Origin of the sequence: Streptomyces sp. NPDC102462 (assembly GCF_044765425.1) — a bacterium.
Classification (GTDB): domain Bacteria; phylum Actinomycetota; class Actinomycetes; order Streptomycetales; family Streptomycetaceae; genus Streptomyces.
On sequence record NZ_JBIWKB010000013.1, the window covers coordinates 132,894 to 149,189 of the forward strand.

Genomic DNA, 16,296 nt, shown 5'->3' on the forward strand with positions numbered 1-16,296 from the left:
CGGAGCCCGTCATCGCCACCACCACGCACTCCCCGACGCGCGCGCCCGCCCCGCGCGTTGCGTCCGCCGCGCGCCCGCGCCGCCGCGGCCCGGTTCTCGTCCCCGTCGCCCTGTCGCTGGCCCTCGGACTGTGGGGGGTGCGGCGCGCGGGCAGTCTGTGGCGGGACGAGGCCGTGACGTACGACATGGCGCGCCGCGGGCTGCCCGGGCTGTGGCAGACACTGCATGCGGCCGACGCCGTGCACGGCCTGTACTACCTGCTGATGCACGGCCTGTTCGGCCTGTTCGGCGGGGCCGACCCGCTGCTGGTGCTGCGGCTGCCGTCGGTGCTGGCGACCGCGGCGGCGGCCGGGACGCTGGCCCTGCTCGGGCAGCGCCTCGCCGGACCGCGCGCGGGGCTGGCCGCCGGGGTGGTGTTCGCGCTGCTGCCGCCCGTCCAGCGGTACGCGCAGGAGGGCCGGTCGTACGCGCTGGTGTGTGCGCTGGTGGTCTGGGCGTCGTATCTGCTGCCGCGGGCGGTCCGGTGCCGCACCCGGCGGGCCTGGGCGGCGTACGGCGCCGTCGTGCTCGTGGCCTGTCTGCTGCACGAGTTCGCGGTGCTGGTGCTGGTCGCGCACGCGCCGGCCGTGCCCCGGGCGGCCCGCCGGGCCTGGCTGTGGACCGCGCTCGCCGTCGCGGTCGGGCTGGCCCCGCTCGCCGCGCTGAGCACCGGCCAGTCGCAGCAGGTGGCGTGGATCGGCGGCATAGGGGCGGGCGCCCTGGCGGGGTTCGCCGGGGTCGCGGCGCTCGGGGCCGGGTGCGCCGCGCTGCTGCCGCGCGGCCCGGGCGCCGGGCAGGTGGGCCTGGTGCCGCTGGCGCTGCCCCTGTGCGTGGTCCCCGGGCTGCTGCTCATGCTGGCGTCGCTGATCGAGCCACTGTACGTGGACCGCTATGTGCTCTACGGCCACGCGGGCACCGCGCTGCTGGTCGGGGCGGCGCTGGACCGGCTGACGCGGTCGGCGGGACGGATCCGGGCCGGGGCGGTGCTCGCTTCCGGGGCCGCTCTCGCCGCGCTGCTGCCCATCGCCGTGGAGTTGCGCACCCCGCACAGCCGCACCGACGACGTGACCGCCGTGGCCGCCGCCGTCCGCACCGCGGGCGCGGGCGCCGACGGGATCCTCTACCTGCCGGCGCGGCGCCGGGTGTGGTCGCTGGTCGACCCGGGCTCCGTGCGCGGGCCGCACGACCTGGCGCTGGAGCGCGCACCGGCCGAGTCGCACACGCTGTACGGCACCGAGGTCGCCCCCGCGCTCATCCGGTCCCGGCTGCTGACGGCCCGGCGGGTGATCGTTCTGCGCGACCCGGCAGGCCGGCCGCTGGACACCACCCCGCAAGAAAGGGAGAAACGCCAGGCGCTGGCAGCCGACTTCACCCCCTGCACAACCCGAACGGTACGCGGAGCCCGCATCACCGTGTACGCCCGTCCGGGCCACTGCTGACCACCAACCCAACACAATGCGGGCTTGGCGGTACGGCAGCGCCCCACAGGGGCGCGGGGCTGTGTCAATGTGCGGCTCCGCCGCGCGGGCGCGCCCAGCCACAACGGCGCAGCAGACGACCGGGCGCGCCCAGCCACAACGGCGCCGCACACGACCCCGCCCGTCACATCACGGCGCTTCCACCACCGGGCGGACGGCCGTGTACACCGTATGGGCGGACAGCACGAACACATCCGCGCGCCGGTGCACGCTCGCGGGGTCGGAAGGATCGAGGAGCCGGTCAAGCGTGACGCAGTCATCCGCGTCGAGGCTGTCGGCGACGACGTCACGCAGCCGGCCGAGGCTCCCGGCAATGTGCGCGCGTGCCTGGTCGCAGACCGGCGCGGGCAGGTCGAGCAGGAAGCTGCGGGTGCCGGTGCGACGCAGGCCCGCGGAGGCCAGCAGGGCCGGCCAGTCCTCGGTCTCGGCGACGCTGCCCGGCAGTTCGGCCCGCATCCGGGTGAACCACTCCTCCTGCACCGCGTCGAGCCTGGCCTGCAGCCCGGGCCGTCCGATGCCGATGTCCCGGGGCAGGAAGCGGCTGGGCAGGCCGCCCTCCAGCAGGGCGAGCGTGCCGCCCGGTGCCAGCCGGGCGGCGAAGGCGGCGAGCGCGGCACGCTGGTCGGCGAGGTGGTGCAGGCTGCGGCCGGCCCACAGCAGATCGGCCGGGTAGGGCAGTTCGTCGAGCACGCCGGGCAGTTCGCCGGCGAGCGTGTCGAGGCGGTCGGCGAGGCCCTGCCGGGCGGCCCGGGCGCGGGCCCGTTCCAAAAGCGGCTCCGATCCGTCCACGGCGAGCACCCTGGCCCCCCGGAACGCCTCGGCGAACAGGCATGACACCACGCCGGGGCCGCTGCCGACGTCGACGATCAGCCCGGGCCTGGGCGCCTCCTGGGCGAGCCAGGCCATGATCCGCTCGTACACCGGTGCGGACAGCTCGGCCTGGGTCTCCAGCATCGAGGCCAGCTGGGACCAGTCGGTGTCGGTCGCCCGCTGCCCGTGCCCGTGGGGGTGCGGACGGCCGTGGTGGTCGTGCTGTCGGTGCGCCATGCTGGTCAGCCTCTCGTCCGGATGCGGCCAGCGTGCGCCGACGCACCGCGCGGGCACCAGTCCTGTTGCCGGTGCGGCAAAAAGCCGGGGCGGCGCCGCGCGGGCGGGTGCGCATGCCGTCGGGCCGGTCCCCTGGGGAACCGGCCCGACGGGCCGTCACCGCATCACGACAGCGGCGGGTAGGCGTTCTGCATCAGCTGCTGGAACTGGGCGGAGAACCAGTGCCCGGACAGCGGCGCGTTGGGCAGGGCGCCCGACATGCTGTTGCCGTTGCGGGCGTTGCCCGTGTACGTCGGGTCGCACATGCGGTCGAAGCCCTTGCCCTCGTCGTTCGGGATGGCGCTGCTGGAGCCGTCGGACTCCCCCGGGGGCTTCATCCACACATAGGCGTCGATCCCGCTCGCCGGGCTCGCCTGCGGCCGCTCGCCGAGGCCGGCCCCGGACTGGTTGCACCAGTTGCCGACGTGGATGCGGCGGTCGTAGCGGCCGCCGTCGATGTACGTGTCGACGCTGGTCTGCGCGCCGGGTCCGGTCGGCCGTGCGGTGCCGCCCCAGCCGTTGCGTGAGGTGTCGATGAGCATGCCGATGTTCGAGTTGAAGCCCACCGAGACCAACTGGTTGCGGAAGGCCTGCGCGAAGGACAGCTCGTCGACGTAGCGGTTCCAGTCGACCCACTTGGACTGGCGCACGGAGGTGCCGTTCACCGTGTCGTTGATGGTGAAGTTGTTCTCCTTCAGGGCGCTGTAGTTCGCCGTGTTCGTGATGAACCCGGCGACGTCGTCGACCGTCGCGCCCTCGCTGGTCGCCGCCTGCTTGAACAGGGTGGCGGACGGGGCGAAGTTGTCGTCCCAGCCGATCCAGCCGTGGTGGCCGGCGTCGAGGTAGTTGTAGACGTTCGGGATGGCGCCCAGCTTGGCGAGGGCGTAGCCGACGCCCTTCACGTAGTTGCCGTTGGCGAGCATCGTGTCGCACTGCGGGGTCGCGGTGGCGCGGCTGCCGGTGTTGGTGACGAGGTTGGGCAGCGAGTCGATCTCGATGGTGGTGACGATCCGCAGCGAGGCGTACTTCGGGTCGGCCAGGATCGCCGCGATCGGGTCGATGAACTGGGTCTTGTACTTGTCGATCTCGGTCGGGCCGAGTTCGCCGTTGGAGGCCAGGGCGGCGCAGTCCCGTCCGGGCAGGTCGTAGACGACCAGCTGGACGACCTCTTCGCCGCTGCCCTTCTGGGCGAGGGCCGCGTCCAGGTGGTCGCGCAGGCCCATGCCGCCGTTCACGCCGTTGATGGCGGCGATCCGGTCGAGCCAGACGCCGGTGGGCTGGTTGGAGACGCGGCTGCCGCCCGGCTCGGCTGCGGCCTTCGCGGACCACTCGGGGTTCACGTAGACCTTGGCGCCGGTGTACGGGTTGTCGACGCGGGAGCCGGTGCCACCGTCGCCACCGTCGCCGCCACCGCCGTCGCCACCGCCGCCGTTGCCGTCGTCGACGTTGCAGGTGACGCCGTCGAGGGTGAACGCGGTCGGGAGGGCGTTGCTGCCGCTGTAGGAGGCGTTGAAGCCGAAGCTGATCGAACCGCCGGTGCCGAGCGTGCCGTTATAGCTCTCGTTGGCCGCGGTGACGGTCTTGCCGCTCTGGCTGATCTTCGCGTTCCAGCCACTGCTGGCGGTCTGGTTGCCGGCATAGGACCACTTCACCGACCAACTCGACTTGGCCGCCGCGTTGTTGGTGACGGTGACGGCGGTGGTGAAGCCGCTGTCCCACTGGTTCTGCACCTTGTAGTCGACGGTGCAGGGGACGGCGGAGATACCGGCGTCCGCGGCCGACGCGGACGCGAACGCCGTCCCGGAGGCGCCGGCGACCAGCGCCAGGGCGGCGAGCATCGCTGTTCTGGTACGACTCATGAGTGCGGGTTCCTTCTTTCTCTCGGTGTCTTCCTCGGGGGTCATGGGTTGACGGCGCGCAGGTGATCGCGCAGCCCGATGCCGTACGCCGTGGGCGTACCGTCGAAGGAGGAGATCAGCGACGGTCCTGAGGAGCAGTCCCAGGTGTTCCAGGTCCAGCCCAGGTAGGACAGGTTCCGGTCGTCGAACCACTTCATGACCTGGTCGGTGAACCCGTGGGAGCAGGTGTTCTCGCCGATCTCCCCGGCCACCAGCGGCACTTGCGCCGCCACCGGGGCCAGCGTGGAGTTCCAGCAGCTCTCGCTCGCGCAGGTGTTGAAGTTGTACACGTGGTACGCGGCGACGAGATTGCCGGTCGGGTCGGTGGGCCGGTAGGTCAGCCACTGGCCGAGGTCGTTGGAGTACGCGAGTCCGCCCGCCATGATGACGTTCTTCGCGCCCGTGCCGCGCACGGCGTCGACCAGGTCCTGCATGCCGGCCACCTCGTAGCCGATGCCGGGGCAGTCGCCGCCGTCCCGCCAGCACTGCCAGGCCTGGGTGAGGGTGGGGGTGGCGCGGTCCGGATACGGCTCGTTGAACAGGTCGAACACGGCCGCCGGATCGTCCTTGAAGGTGCCGGCCACCGAGGCCCAGAAGGACGGGGTGTACTGCATGTCGGGCATCGGTTTCTGGCAGGTGGCGTGCACGTCGGAGCAGCCGGCCGAGTTGCCGGTGTACTGGCCGTAGCTCCAGTGCAGTTCGAGGATCGGTGTCATGCCGTGCGCCTCGACGCGGGCCACCAGGTCCTTGACCGCGGCGATGTAGTTGTCGCCGGCGTACTCGGGCTTGATGTTGGAAAGTCCCAGCCAGCACTCCTCGTTGAGCGGGATACGGACCGCGTTGGCCTTCCAGTCGGCGATCGCCTTGATCGCCGCGTCGTCCACGGGGCCGTCCCAGATGCCGTAGCCCTGCACGCACATGAACTCGCCGCCGGAGCGGTTCACGCCGAGCATGCGGTGCGCGGTGCCGTCGGCGTCCACGAGCTTGTTCCCGGACACGTGCAGTGCGGGTGCCGTGCCGTCACCGGGCGGATCCGTCGGCGGGTCGGTCGGTGGATCGGTCGGACCGGAATCGACGTTGCAGACGGTCCCGTTGAGCTTGAACGTCGTCGGTACGGCGTTGCCCTGCGACCTCGTGGCGAGGAAGCCGGCGCTGACGCTCGCGCCGGTGCCGAGCGAGCCGTTCCAGCTCTCGTTGACCGCGGTCACCGTGGTGCCGGACTGGGACCACTTGGCGTTCCAGCCCTGGGTGATCTGCTGGCCGCCCGCGAAGTCGAAGCCGAGGCTCCAACCGCTGAGGGCGGCCTGGTTGTTGGTGATGGTCACGGCGCCCTGGAAGCCGTTGTCCCACTGGCCGGTGACGGAGTACTCCACCGTGCAGGCGGGGGTGGCCCCGGACGCCGAGACCACCGGCACCAGTGCGGTCGCGAGCAGGGTGACCGCACCGGTGACGGCTAAAAGTACTGAACGCGGGGGGTGTCGCATGAGCGACTCCTTGCAGATCGGGCGCGTCGTGACGGACGCGTCGACTGAATGGAATCGCTCCCACTGGTGCGAAGGAAGGTAGCGCCAAGTGACGGCAAAGAACAGAGGAGTTACTTGACTTTTCCGAGACGGCGCTCATCGAATCTTTTCGACTCTTCAAGCACCTTGACCGCCCCCGGCCCCTTCCCCACTATGGGAGCGCTCCCACTGGTTCAAGCCTTGACTTCTCCGAGCCGCACAAGGAGGAACCAGCACCATGCACCCCGGACGCAGACGAAGAGCCGCACGGCGGTTATGGACCGCCGTGGTGGCGGCGCTCGCCCTCCCCCTGTCGATGCTCGCCACCGGCACGGCCCCCGCGCAGGCGGCGGCCCTCCAGTGCAGCGTCGACTACAAGGCGAACGACTGGGGCTCCGGCTTCACCGCCGACCTCACCCTGACCAACCGCGGCACGGACGCCATCAACGGCTGGACGCTGACGTACGCCTACACGGGCAACCAGAAGCTCACGAACGGCTGGAACGGCACCTGGTCCCAGTCCGGCCAGTCGGTCACCGTGCAGAACGCCGCGTACAACGGAACGATCGCCGCGGGGGCGGCGGTGACCACGGGCGCGCAGTTCACCTACAGCGGGGCCAACGCGGCCCCGGCCTCCTTCGCGATCAACGGCACCACCTGTGCCGGCGCCCACCAGCCGCCGGTCGCCGTGCTGACCAGCCCGAGCGCGGGCGCGGTCTACTCCCAGGGCGACGCGGTGCCGCTCGCGGCGACCGCGGCGGCGGCCGACGGCGCGACGATCAGCAAGGTCGAGTTCTACGACGACACCACACTGCTCGGCACCGACACCAGCGCGCCGTACTCGCTCTCCGCCTCCGGTTTGACCGTGGGCAGTCATTCCTTGCTGGCGAAGGCGTACGACAGCCTGGGCGCCGCCGCCGAGTCCACGCCGGTCGGCATCACCGTCGCCTCCGGACCGTCCGTGGTCGCCTCACCGACCCAACTCGGCATCCAGCAGGGGAAGTCGGGCACGTTCGACGTCAAGCTGTCCACCCGGCCGAGCGCCGATGTGACGGTGAGCGTGGCCCGCACGGAGGGCAACACGGGTCTCAGCGTCACCGGCGGGTCCTCGCTGACCTTCACCCCGGCCGACTGGAGCACCGCGCAGCGGGTGACGATCACGGCCGACTCCTCGGGCACCGGCACCGCGACGTTCACCGCCTCGGCGACCGGCCACGCCAAGGCGACGGTCACCGCGACGGAGCTGGCCGCCGCCAAGACATACGACGCCCGCTTCCTGGACCTCTACGGGAAGATCACCAACCCGGCGAACGGCTACTTCTCCCCCGAGGGCATTCCCTACCACTCGGTCGAGACGCTGATCGTCGAGGCCCCCGACCAGGGCCACGAGACCACCTCCGAGGCCTACAGCTATCTGCTGTGGCTCCAGGCCATGTACGGCAAGGTCACCGGTGACTGGTCCAAGTTCAACGGCGCCTGGGATCTGATGGAGAAGTACATGATCCCGACCCACGCCGACCAGCCGACCAACTCCTTCTACAACGCGTCGAAACCGGCGACCTACGCGCCCGAGCTGGACACCCCGAACGAGTACCCGGCCCGGCTGGACACCGCGATCCCGGTGGGCTCCGACCCGATCGCGGGCGAGCTGAAGAGCGCGTACGGCACGGACGACGTCTACGGCATGCACTGGATCCAGGACGTCGACAACGTCTACGGCTACGGCAACGAGCCCGGCAAGTGCGAGGCCGGTCCCACGGCCACCGGACCGTCGTACATCAACACCTTCCAGCGCGGACCGCAGGAGTCGGTCTGGGAGACCGTCCCGCAGCCGACCTGCGACGCCTTCAAGTACGGCGGCACGAACGGGTATCTGGACCTGTTCACCGGCGACTCGTCCTACGCCAGGCAGTGGAAGTACACCAACGCCCCGGACGCCGACGCACGCGCGGTGCAGGCCGCCTACTGGGCGGACGTGTGGGCGAAGGCGCAGGGCAAGGGCGCCGCCGTGTCGGCCACCGTCGGCAAGGCCGCCAAGATGGGCGACTATCTGCGCTACGCGATGTACGACAAGTACTTCAAGAAGATCGGCAACTGTGTCGGTCCCTCCAGCTGCCCGGCGGGCACCGGCAAGGACGCCTCGGACTACCTGCTGTCCTGGTACTACGCCTGGGGCGGCGCGAGCGACACCAGCGCCGGCTGGGCCTGGCGCATCGGCTCCAGCCATGTGCACGGCGGCTACCAGAACCCGCTCGCCGCGTACGCGCTCAGCTCGTACGCCGATCTGAAGCCCAAGTCGGCGACGGGCGCGGCGGACTGGGCGAAGTCCCTGGACCGGCAACTGGAGTTCTACCGCTGGCTCCAGTCGTCCGAGGGCGCCATCGCGGGCGGTGCGACCAACAGCTGGCAGGGCCGCTACGCCACCCCGCCGGCCGGCACATCGACCTTCTACGGCATGTACTACGACTGGCAGCCCGTCTACCACGACCCGCCCTCCAACCAGTGGTTCGGCTTCCAGGCCTGGTCGATGGAGCGGGTCGCCGAGTACTACCAGCAGACCGGCAGCGCCGCGGCGAAGACGGTCCTCGACAAGTGGGTCAAGTGGGCGCTGTCAAAGACCACGATCAACCCCGACGGCACCTACCGGATCCCCTCCACCCTCCAGTGGACCGGCCAGCCCGACACCTGGAACCCGTCGGCGCCGGGATCCAACAGCTCCCTGCACGTCACCGTCGCCGACTACACCGACGACGTCGGCGTGGCCGCCGCGTACGCCAAGACCCTGACGTACTACGCCGCCAAGTCCGGTGACGCGACGGCGAAGTCGACGGCGAAGGCGCTGCTCGACGGCATGTGGGAGCACCACCAGGACAGCCTGGGCATCGCCGTTCCGGAGACCCGCGCCGACTACAACCGCTTCGACGACGGCGTGTACGTGCCGAGCGGCTGGAGCGGGAAGATGCCCAACGGCGACGCGATCAACTCGTCCTCCACGTTCGCGTCGCTGCGGTCCTTCTACCAGGACGACCCGGCCTGGTCGAAGATCGAGAGCTATCTGGCGGGTGGCGCCGCGCCCGTCTTCACGTACCACCGTTTCTGGGCCCAGGCGGACATCGCCCTGGCCATGGGCTCGTACGCGGAGCTCCTCGAATAGTCCCCGCCGAGCGCTTCGCGGGCAGGCCGGTGCCCAGCCGTGCCTCCCGCGGGTGCTTGGAGCCCCGCGTGCGCGACCCCGTCATCCGGCGACGGGGTCACCGGGCCGGGCGGTCCCTCACCCGCACCGAGGGCCGCCCGGCCGTCGCGTCCCCGCTTCCCGTCCCGAAGGGGGCGGTCCCGGACAAGGCCGCCCCGGAGAGGACCCCCACCGTGCGCAGAACCCGCATCCTGACGGCCGTGCTGGCGCTCGCCGCCGGCCTGCTCGCGGGCACCCCGCCCGCACTGGCCGCGCCCGCCCCGCGGGCGGCGCTCGCCGCCGACACCTACACCTGGCACAACGCCCGTATCGACGGGGGCGGTTTTGTCCCGGGCATCGTCTTCAACCGCGCCGAGAAGAACCTGGTCTACGCCCGCACCGACATCGGCGGCGCCTACCGGTGGCAGCAGTCGACGAAGACCTGGACGCCGCTGCTGGACTCGGTCGGCTGGACCGACTGGGGGCACACCGGCGTGGTCAGCCTGGCCTCGGACGCCGTGGACCCGGACCGGGTGTACGCGGCCGTGGGCACGTACACCAACAGCTGGGACCCGGGCAACGGGGCCGTGCTGCGCTCCGCCGACCGGGGCGCCACCTGGCAGAAGACCGATCTGCCGTTCAAGCTGGGCGGCAACATGCCCGGCCGGGGCATGGGCGAGCGGTTGGCGGTCGACCCGCACCGCAACAGCGTCCTGTACCTGGGCGCGCCCAGCGGCAAGGGTCTGTGGCGGTCGACGGACTCCGGGGTGACCTGGTCGCAGGTGACGAACTTCCCCAACCCCGGCACCTACCGGCAGGACCCGGGCGACACCACCGGCTACGCGAGCGACAACCAGGGCATCGTCTGGGTCACCTTCGACGAGTCCACCGGCACCGCCTCCACCGCCACGAAGACGATCTACGTGGGGGTAGCGGACCAGGACAACGCGGTGTACCGGTCGACGGACGCGGGCGCGACCTGGTCGCGGCTGCCGGGCCAGCCGACCGGCCACCTCGCGCACAAGGGTGTCCTCGACGCGCAGAACGGCTATCTCTACCTCGCCTACAGCGACAAGGGCGGCCCGTACGACGGCGGCAAGGGCCGGCTGTGGCGGTACGCGACCACGACCGGCACCTGGACGGACATCAGCCCGGTCGCCGAGGCCGACACCTACTACGGCTTCAGCGGGCTGAGCGTCGACCGGCAGCATCCGGGCACCGTCATGGCCACCGCGTACAGCTCCTGGTGGCCGGACACCCAGATCTTCCGCTCCACGGACAGCGGCGGCAGCTGGACCAGGGCCTGGGACTACACGTCGTACCCGAACCGCTCGAACCGCTACACCATGGATGTGTCGTCGTCGCCGTGGCTGACCTTCGGCGCGAACCCGTCGCCGCCCGAACAGACCCCGAAACTGGGCTGGATGACGGAGTCGCTGGAGATCGACCCGTTCGACTCGGCGCGGATGATGTACGGCACGGGCGCCACGATCTACGGCACGGAGAACCTGACCGACTGGGACGGCGGCGGCCGGTTCACGGTGAAGCCGATGGTGCGGGGCCTGGAGGAGACGGCGGTCAACGACCTGGCCGCGCCGCCCTCCGGCGGGGCACGGCTGTTCAGCGCCCTCGGGGACATCGGCGGCTTCCGGCACACGGACCTGACGGCGGTCCCGTCGATGATGTACACCTCGCCCACCTTCACCACGACCACCAGCCTGGACTTCGCCGAGACCAATCCGAACACCGTGGTGCGCGTCGGCAACCTGGACTCGGGCCCGCACGTCGCGTTCTCCACGGACAACGGCGCCAACTGGTTCGCGGGCAGCGACCCTTCGGGTGTCAGCGGCGGCGGCACCGTCGCGGCGGCGGCCGACGGCGGCCGGTTCGTGTGGAGCCCGGAGGGCACCGGAGTGCAGTACACGACCGGGTTCGGCTCGTCCTGGTCGGCGTCGAACGGCATCCCGGCCGGCGCGATCGTCGAGGCGGACCGGGTCGACCCGAGGACCTTCTACGGGTTCAAGTCGGGCCGGTTCTACGTCAGTTCGGACGGCGGCGTGAACTTCACCGCGTCCCCGGCGAGCGGGCTGCCGAGCGGCGACAGCGTGCGGTTCAAGGCGCTGCCCGGCACCAAGGGCGACATCTGGCTGGCGGGCGGGGCGAGCGACGGCGCGTACGGGCTGTGGCACTCGACGGACGGCGGGACGAGCTTCACCAAGCTGGCGGGCGTCGAGCAGGCCGACACCATCGGCTTCGGCAAGGCGGCCACGGGCGCCTCGTACCAGACGCTGTACACCAGCGCGAAGATCGGCGGGGTCCGTGGCATCTTCCGGTCCACGGACAAGGGCGCGAGCTGGACCCGGATCAACGACGACGCCCACCAGTGGGGCTGGACCGGCGCCGCGATCACCGGCGACCCGCGGGTGTACGGGCGGGTGTACGTGGCGACGAACGGCCGGGGTGTGATCTACGGCGACACCTCGGACCCGAGCGGCGGAGGCGGCGACGGTGGCGGTGGCGGCACCGACCCCACACCGGCCGGCGCGTGTGCCGTGGGCTACCGGATCACCAACCAGTGGTCGGGCGGCTTCCAGGCGGACGTGCGGCTCACCAACACCGGCACGAGCACCTGGTCCGGCTGGTCGCTGAACTGGTCCTTCCCGGACGGCCAGAGCGTCTCCCAACTCTGGAACGCCGAGTACAGCCAGTCCGGTGCGACGGTCACGGCGAAGAACGTGGCCTGGAACGGCACGGTGGCCCCGGGCTCCTCGGTGGGCTTCGGCTTCACCGGAAGCTGGTCGGACACCAACACGAGCCCGGCATCGTTCCACCTGGCCGACCAGACCTGCACCACCCCCTGACCAGGGAGGGCGCGCGCCACCATCCGGCACGCGCCCTCCTTGCGCCGCTACGGCGTGTACACCGTCGGCCGTGGGGCCGTCGGCATGTTGTCGCCGATGTAGAAGCTCGGGTGCGGCGGTTGGTTGTACGCGGTGTTCTGCCAGGCCAGTGCCGTGCGGTACTGGGTGTCGTGCAGCAGCGTGGTGATTCCGGTGCTCGTCTCGTACGGCGTCGAGTAGATCCGCAGCGCCGTGTTGTCACTGGTCGGCCAGATCACCTCCTCGCGCCAGTCGCCGAGGATGTCCCCGGACAGCGCCGGGGTCGCCTTGGTGCCGTTGTTGGAGTGGACCGCGGAGCCGGTCAGCAGGCGGGTGTCGGCCGAGGTGCCGTACTTGTCGATGTGGGTGCCGTCGAGGAGTTCCCGGACCGTGTCGCCGTCCCACCAGGACAGGAAGTTGGTGCTGGACGGCTTGCGGCTCGCCACCACGGTGCCCTTGGGGTTGCGGATGCCGCTGTCCGCCGCCGACCAGGACTCGGCGCCCGCGCTGCCCGCCCAGATGTCCCCGGCGACACCCCGGCCGTTGTCCCCGCCCGCCGGGGTGGACCAGAGGGTCTGGCCGGTGCGCGCGTCCGCCATCCACGACGCGGGCTTCGAGCCGTCCTCGTCCACCTTGAACTCCTCCAGGCCGGCCCGGGACGGGTCCAGGTCGCCGACGTGCATGGCGTCGCCGTGGCCGTTCTTCGTCGTCCACAGCGCGTTGCCGTTGTCGTCGACGGCCATCGCGCCGTACACGATCTCGTCCCTGCCGTCGCCGTCGACGTCCGCGACGGACAGCTGGTGGTTGCCCTGCCCGTCGTAGCCCCGGCCGGTGTTGGTGGAGGAGTTGGTGTCGAAGGTCCAGCGGCGGGTGAAGGCGCCGCCCCGCCAGTCCCAGGCCGCGATCACGGTCCGGGTGTAGTAGCCGCGCGCCATGATCAGCGAGGGCCGTGAGCCGTCCAGGTACGCGGTCCCGGCCAGGAAGCGGTCGACGCGGTTGCCGTAGGAGTCGCCCCACGAGGAGACCGTGCCGCGCGCCGGAACGTAGTCGACGGACTGCATCGCCCGGCCGGTCTGCCCGTTGAACATGGTCAGGTACTCGGGGCCGGACAGCACATAGCCGCTGGAGTTGCGGTGGTCGGCCGCGGCGCTGCCGATGACCGCGCCGGTCCCGTCGGTGCTGCCGTCGGCGGTCTTCATGGCGACCTCGGCCCTGCCGTCGCCGTCGTAGTCGTACACCTGGAACTGTGTGTAGTGCGCGCCGGAGCGGATGTTGCGGCCCAGGTCGACGCGCCACAGCCGGGTGCCGTCCAGCTTGATCCCGTCGACGATGGTGTTGCCGGTGTAGCCGGACTGGGAGTTGTCCTTGGCGTTCGTCGGCTGCCACTTGAGGACGAGGTCGAGGGCGCCGTCGCCGTCGAGGTCGCCCACGGAGGCGTCGTTGGCCTCGTAGGTGTAGGCGACCCCGTCGGGGGTGGTGCCGCCCGCGGGCGCAGTGAGGGGGACGTCCTTGTAGCCGGCGCGGAACTGGATCGCGTGCACGGAGTCCGCCTGCTCCACGCCGCCCACGATCGCGCGGACCGTGTAGTCGGCCTGGGCGGGGGCACCGGCGTGGAAGTAGTCGGTCGCGCCGGTGACTGGCGTGGAGTTGACCTTCGTACCGGCGCGGTAGACGTTGAAGGAGACGTTGTCGGGGTCGGTACCAAGCCAGCGCCAGCTGACCAGGTTGCCGCTGTCGGTGTGGACGCTGACGACACCGCGATCCAGGGCCTCGACCTGGCGGGCGGTGGCCGCCGCTGCGGTGCCGGCGGACAGTGCGGTGAGCCCCGCGCCGAGCAGTGCCGTCGTGGCGGTCACGGCGGCGAGGGCGGCGGCATGGCGTCTGCGGTGCGGGTGCGGGTGGTTCACGTGGCGTACCTCCCCAAACGGGCGGACGGACGGATTCCTCCCCCAGTCGCCGCTGCCCGCAGGCACGTTGCCGCTCCTCTCGGCCAACCGGCCGCCACCGGCACGGCCCGTCGCCCCGCCCGCGCAGGCCCACCGACCTGGAAGTCCGCGTCCGGGCACGGCGGTTCGCGAGGCGCACGGCCGGCGGACGCGAGGAGCGCCCTGGCCGGAATCCGATCCGTGCCCCGCACCGCCACGCACGGGGGTGGCGCCCCTGCTCACCCCGTCCGTGGCCTCAAGAAGGCGCGGATCGTGAAGCGGGGGTCGGGGCGTGGGCGGTCCTGGTCCGGCAGGCGGGCGAGGCCGGCGGCGAACCGTTCGGTGCGCGGGTCGCCGGGCGGGAGCAGGGTGAACCAGCCGCGTCGCAGGTCGGCGATGGTGCCGCGGGGGCTGCGGCCCTGGCCGAGGCCGGGGAATGCGGCCTGTCCCGCGGGCCGCAGGCCGTGCGCGGCGGCATGTGCGGCCACCGTCTCGGCGGCGTCCCGGGCCGGACGGCGCGGGCGCGCGGCGAGCACGGCGTCTATGTCGCTGCCGACATCATGCGCGGCGGCCTTGTCGACGGTGGTGACATAGACCCCGCCGGGCCGCAGCACGCGGGCGCACTCGGCGACGACGCGGCGCGCGCCGGCGTCGTCCGGCATCAGGTGCAGCAGCCAGATGCTGGTGACCGCGTCGAAGGTGCCGTCGGGGAACGGCAGCCGGCGCGCGTCGGCCAGCACGATCCGGCCGGGCAGCCGGGCCGCGGCCAGCCGGGCCATGCCGTGGGCCAGGTCGGCGCCGATGACCCGCAGTTCCCGCCGGGCCGCCGCCAGCCGCCGGGTGACCGTCCCGGTGCCGCAGCCCACGTCGAGCAGTCGGCCCGCGTCCGCCGGCACCATGCCGAGCACCGTGTCGGCCGCCGCCCGCGCCCTCGGCTCGCCGCCGCGCGACGCGTCGTAGCGGGCGGCCTCCTTCTCGTAGTCGAGCACGTGGTTCAGTGTGCCCCGTGGGCGTGGGCGATGTCCTCCACTCGGCGGGCGAGTGCGAAGTCCTTCGCGGTGACTGCGCCGCCCGCGCTGTGTGTGTGCACGCTCAGCGACACCGAGTGGTAGCCGAGGGTCAGATCGGAGTGGTGGTCCAGCTCCTCCTGGATCTGGGCGATGTGCACGACCATCGCGGCGGCGGCGATGTGCGAGCCGAGCCGGTAGGAGCGGGTGATGCGGTCCTTCTCCAGCGTCCAGCCCGGCAGGTCGGCCAGCCGGTCCTCGATCTCCTGCTGCGACAGCGCTTCGACGGCCATGTCCCGGCTCCCTTCGTGACGGCCCTCCCCATTGCGGCCCCCCGTTCAGCCTCCCACGCCACCGCCGGCCACACGAGCGCCACCGGCGCACACCCGCGCCCCGGGCCGCCGCACGCTCTTTGTGGTCGGCTCGGTTACGGTCGTGTTCATGGCCGTCAGCATCTCCAGTACCGCAGCCTCCGTCGTCCCCGTCGACCGGGGAGGTGTCGGACCCCTGTTGCGTGCCTGGCGGGAGCGGCGGCGGCTCAGTCAGCTGGAGCTGGCCCTGCGCGCCGGCTCCTCCGCGCGGCACCTCAGCTTCGTCGAGACGGGCCGGTCCCGGCCGAGCGAGGAGATGGTGCTGCGGCTGGCCGAGCACCTGGATGTGCCCGTGCGCGAGCGCAACGCACTGCTGCTGGCGGCCGGTTACGCGCCGCGCTATCCGAAGACACCGCTGGCCGACCCGGCGCTCGACGCGCTGCGCGACGGCATGGAGCGGCTGATCGCCGGCTACGAGCCGTACCCCGCGCTGGTCGTCGACGCCACGTACACCGTGGTCGCCGTCAACCAGGGCGTCGCGATGCTGCTGGCGGGCGTCCCGGAGTCCCTGCTGACGCCGGCGCCGAACGCGATGCGGCTGACCCTGCACCCGCAGGGCCTGGCGCCCCGGATCCGCAATCTACGCGAGTGGCGGGGGCATCTGCTCGCGCAGATGGAGCGGCAGATCGCCCTGCACCGCTCGGACGCGCTGCGCGAGTTGTACGAGGAGGTCGCGGCCTACCCGGTCCCGGCGCGGGCCGCCGAGGAGGAGACGGCCGGGCCCGTCGCCTACTTCGCGCTGCCGATGCGGATCGAGCACGAGGGCCGGGTGCTGTCCTTCGTGTCGTCGATCGCCACGTTCAACACACCGATGGACGTGACCGTCGCCGAACTGGCCGTGGAGATGTTTCTGCCCGCCGATCCGGAGACCGCCAAGTACCTGCTTTCCCAGGCGGGTTGACCAGAGTGTGACACTTCCGTCACGGCGGACCGGTGTGC

General features: G+C 71.7%; 10 protein-coding genes. 4 read left to right on the forward strand and 6 right to left on the reverse strand.

Annotated elements, in window-relative coordinates:
• Positions 1 to 173 precede the first annotated feature (173 nt).
• Complete coding sequence (locus ACIRFL_RS14420) at positions 174 to 1,478, forward strand: glycosyltransferase family 39 protein (RefSeq protein ID WP_404027912.1); 1,305 nt, start codon at positions 174 to 176, stop codon at positions 1,476 to 1,478.
• A gap of 168 nt (positions 1,479 to 1,646) precedes the next feature.
• On the opposite strand, the gene ACIRFL_RS14425 is transcribed toward ACIRFL_RS14420, so the two are convergent.
• The 3 genes from ACIRFL_RS14425 to ACIRFL_RS14435 form a co-directional block, all read right to left on the reverse strand.
• Positions 1,647 to 2,564, reverse strand: coding sequence for a class I SAM-dependent methyltransferase (locus ACIRFL_RS14425; protein ID WP_404027914.1), 918 nt, complete (start codon positions 2,562 to 2,564; stop codon positions 1,647 to 1,649).
• 164 nt (positions 2,565 to 2,728) lie between these two features.
• Positions 2,729 to 4,462 (reverse strand): glycoside hydrolase family 6 protein, encoded by a 1,734-nt coding sequence (locus ACIRFL_RS14430; RefSeq protein WP_404027917.1) that lies wholly within the window; start codon positions 4,460 to 4,462, stop codon positions 2,729 to 2,731.
• A 41-nt stretch (positions 4,463 to 4,503) separates the two neighbouring features.
• A complete protein-coding gene (locus tag ACIRFL_RS14435; RefSeq protein ID WP_404027919.1) occupies positions 4,504 to 5,985 on the reverse strand; it encodes a cellulase family glycosylhydrolase in 1,482 nt (493 codons plus the stop codon).
• A gap of 256 nt (positions 5,986 to 6,241) precedes the next feature.
• On the opposite strand from ACIRFL_RS14435, the gene ACIRFL_RS14440 reads away from it, so the two are divergent.
• Entirely contained in the window at positions 6,242 to 9,157 is a 2,916-nt protein-coding gene (locus tag ACIRFL_RS14440; RefSeq protein WP_404027922.1) for a glycoside hydrolase family 48 protein, read from the forward strand.
• Positions 9,158 to 9,369: 212 nt separating this feature from the next.
• Entirely contained in the window at positions 9,370 to 12,036 is a 2,667-nt protein-coding gene (locus tag ACIRFL_RS14445; protein WP_404027925.1) for a cellulose binding domain-containing protein, read from the forward strand.
• A gap of 47 nt (positions 12,037 to 12,083) precedes the next feature.
• Here the strand turns inward: ACIRFL_RS14445 and ACIRFL_RS14450 are convergent, their stop codons facing one another.
• From ACIRFL_RS14450 to ACIRFL_RS14460, 3 genes are all read right to left on the reverse strand, one after another.
• The gene (locus tag ACIRFL_RS14450) at positions 12,084 to 13,961 is read right to left on the reverse strand and encodes a rhamnogalacturonan lyase (RefSeq protein WP_404027928.1); all 1,878 of its coding nucleotides are present in this window, start codon (positions 13,959 to 13,961) and stop codon (positions 12,084 to 12,086) included.
• Between the two features lie 257 nt (positions 13,962 to 14,218).
• The gene (locus ACIRFL_RS14455) at positions 14,219 to 14,968 is read right to left on the reverse strand and encodes a class I SAM-dependent methyltransferase (RefSeq protein WP_404027930.1); all 750 of its coding nucleotides are present in this window, start codon (positions 14,966 to 14,968) and stop codon (positions 14,219 to 14,221) included.
• 5 nt (positions 14,969 to 14,973) lie between these two features.
• Positions 14,974 to 15,279: a 4a-hydroxytetrahydrobiopterin dehydratase gene (locus tag ACIRFL_RS14460; RefSeq protein ID WP_404027933.1), complete on the reverse strand. Its 306-nt coding sequence runs from the start codon at positions 15,277 to 15,279 to the stop codon at positions 14,974 to 14,976.
• 148 nt (positions 15,280 to 15,427) lie between these two features.
• Between ACIRFL_RS14460 and ACIRFL_RS14465 the strand changes: the two genes are divergently transcribed.
• On the forward strand, positions 15,428 to 16,258 hold the full coding sequence (locus ACIRFL_RS14465; protein WP_404027936.1) for a helix-turn-helix domain-containing protein: 831 nt from the start codon (positions 15,428 to 15,430) through the stop codon (positions 16,256 to 16,258).
• The last annotated feature ends 38 nt before the right edge of the window (positions 16,259 to 16,296 follow it).

Excerpts from the sequence above, each read along its gene's own strand:
- ACIRFL_RS14425 (WP_404027914.1), bottom strand. The coding sequence starts at position 2,564 with ATGGCGCACCGACAGCACGACCACCACGGCCGTCCGCACCCCCACGGG.
- ACIRFL_RS14465 (WP_404027936.1), top strand. The coding sequence starts at position 15,428 with ATGGCCGTCAGCATCTCCAGTACCGCAGCCTCCGTCGTCCCCGTCGAC.
- ACIRFL_RS14430 (WP_404027917.1), bottom strand. The coding sequence starts at position 4,462 with ATGAGTCGTACCAGAACAGCGATGCTCGCCGCCCTGGCGCTGGTCGCC.
- ACIRFL_RS14460 (WP_404027933.1), bottom strand. The coding sequence starts at position 15,279 with ATGGCCGTCGAAGCGCTGTCGCAGCAGGAGATCGAGGACCGGCTGGCC.
- ACIRFL_RS14435 (WP_404027919.1), bottom strand. The coding sequence starts at position 5,985 with ATGCGACACCCCCCGCGTTCAGTACTTTTAGCCGTCACCGGTGCGGTC.
- ACIRFL_RS14440 (WP_404027922.1), top strand. The coding sequence starts at position 6,242 with ATGCACCCCGGACGCAGACGAAGAGCCGCACGGCGGTTATGGACCGCC.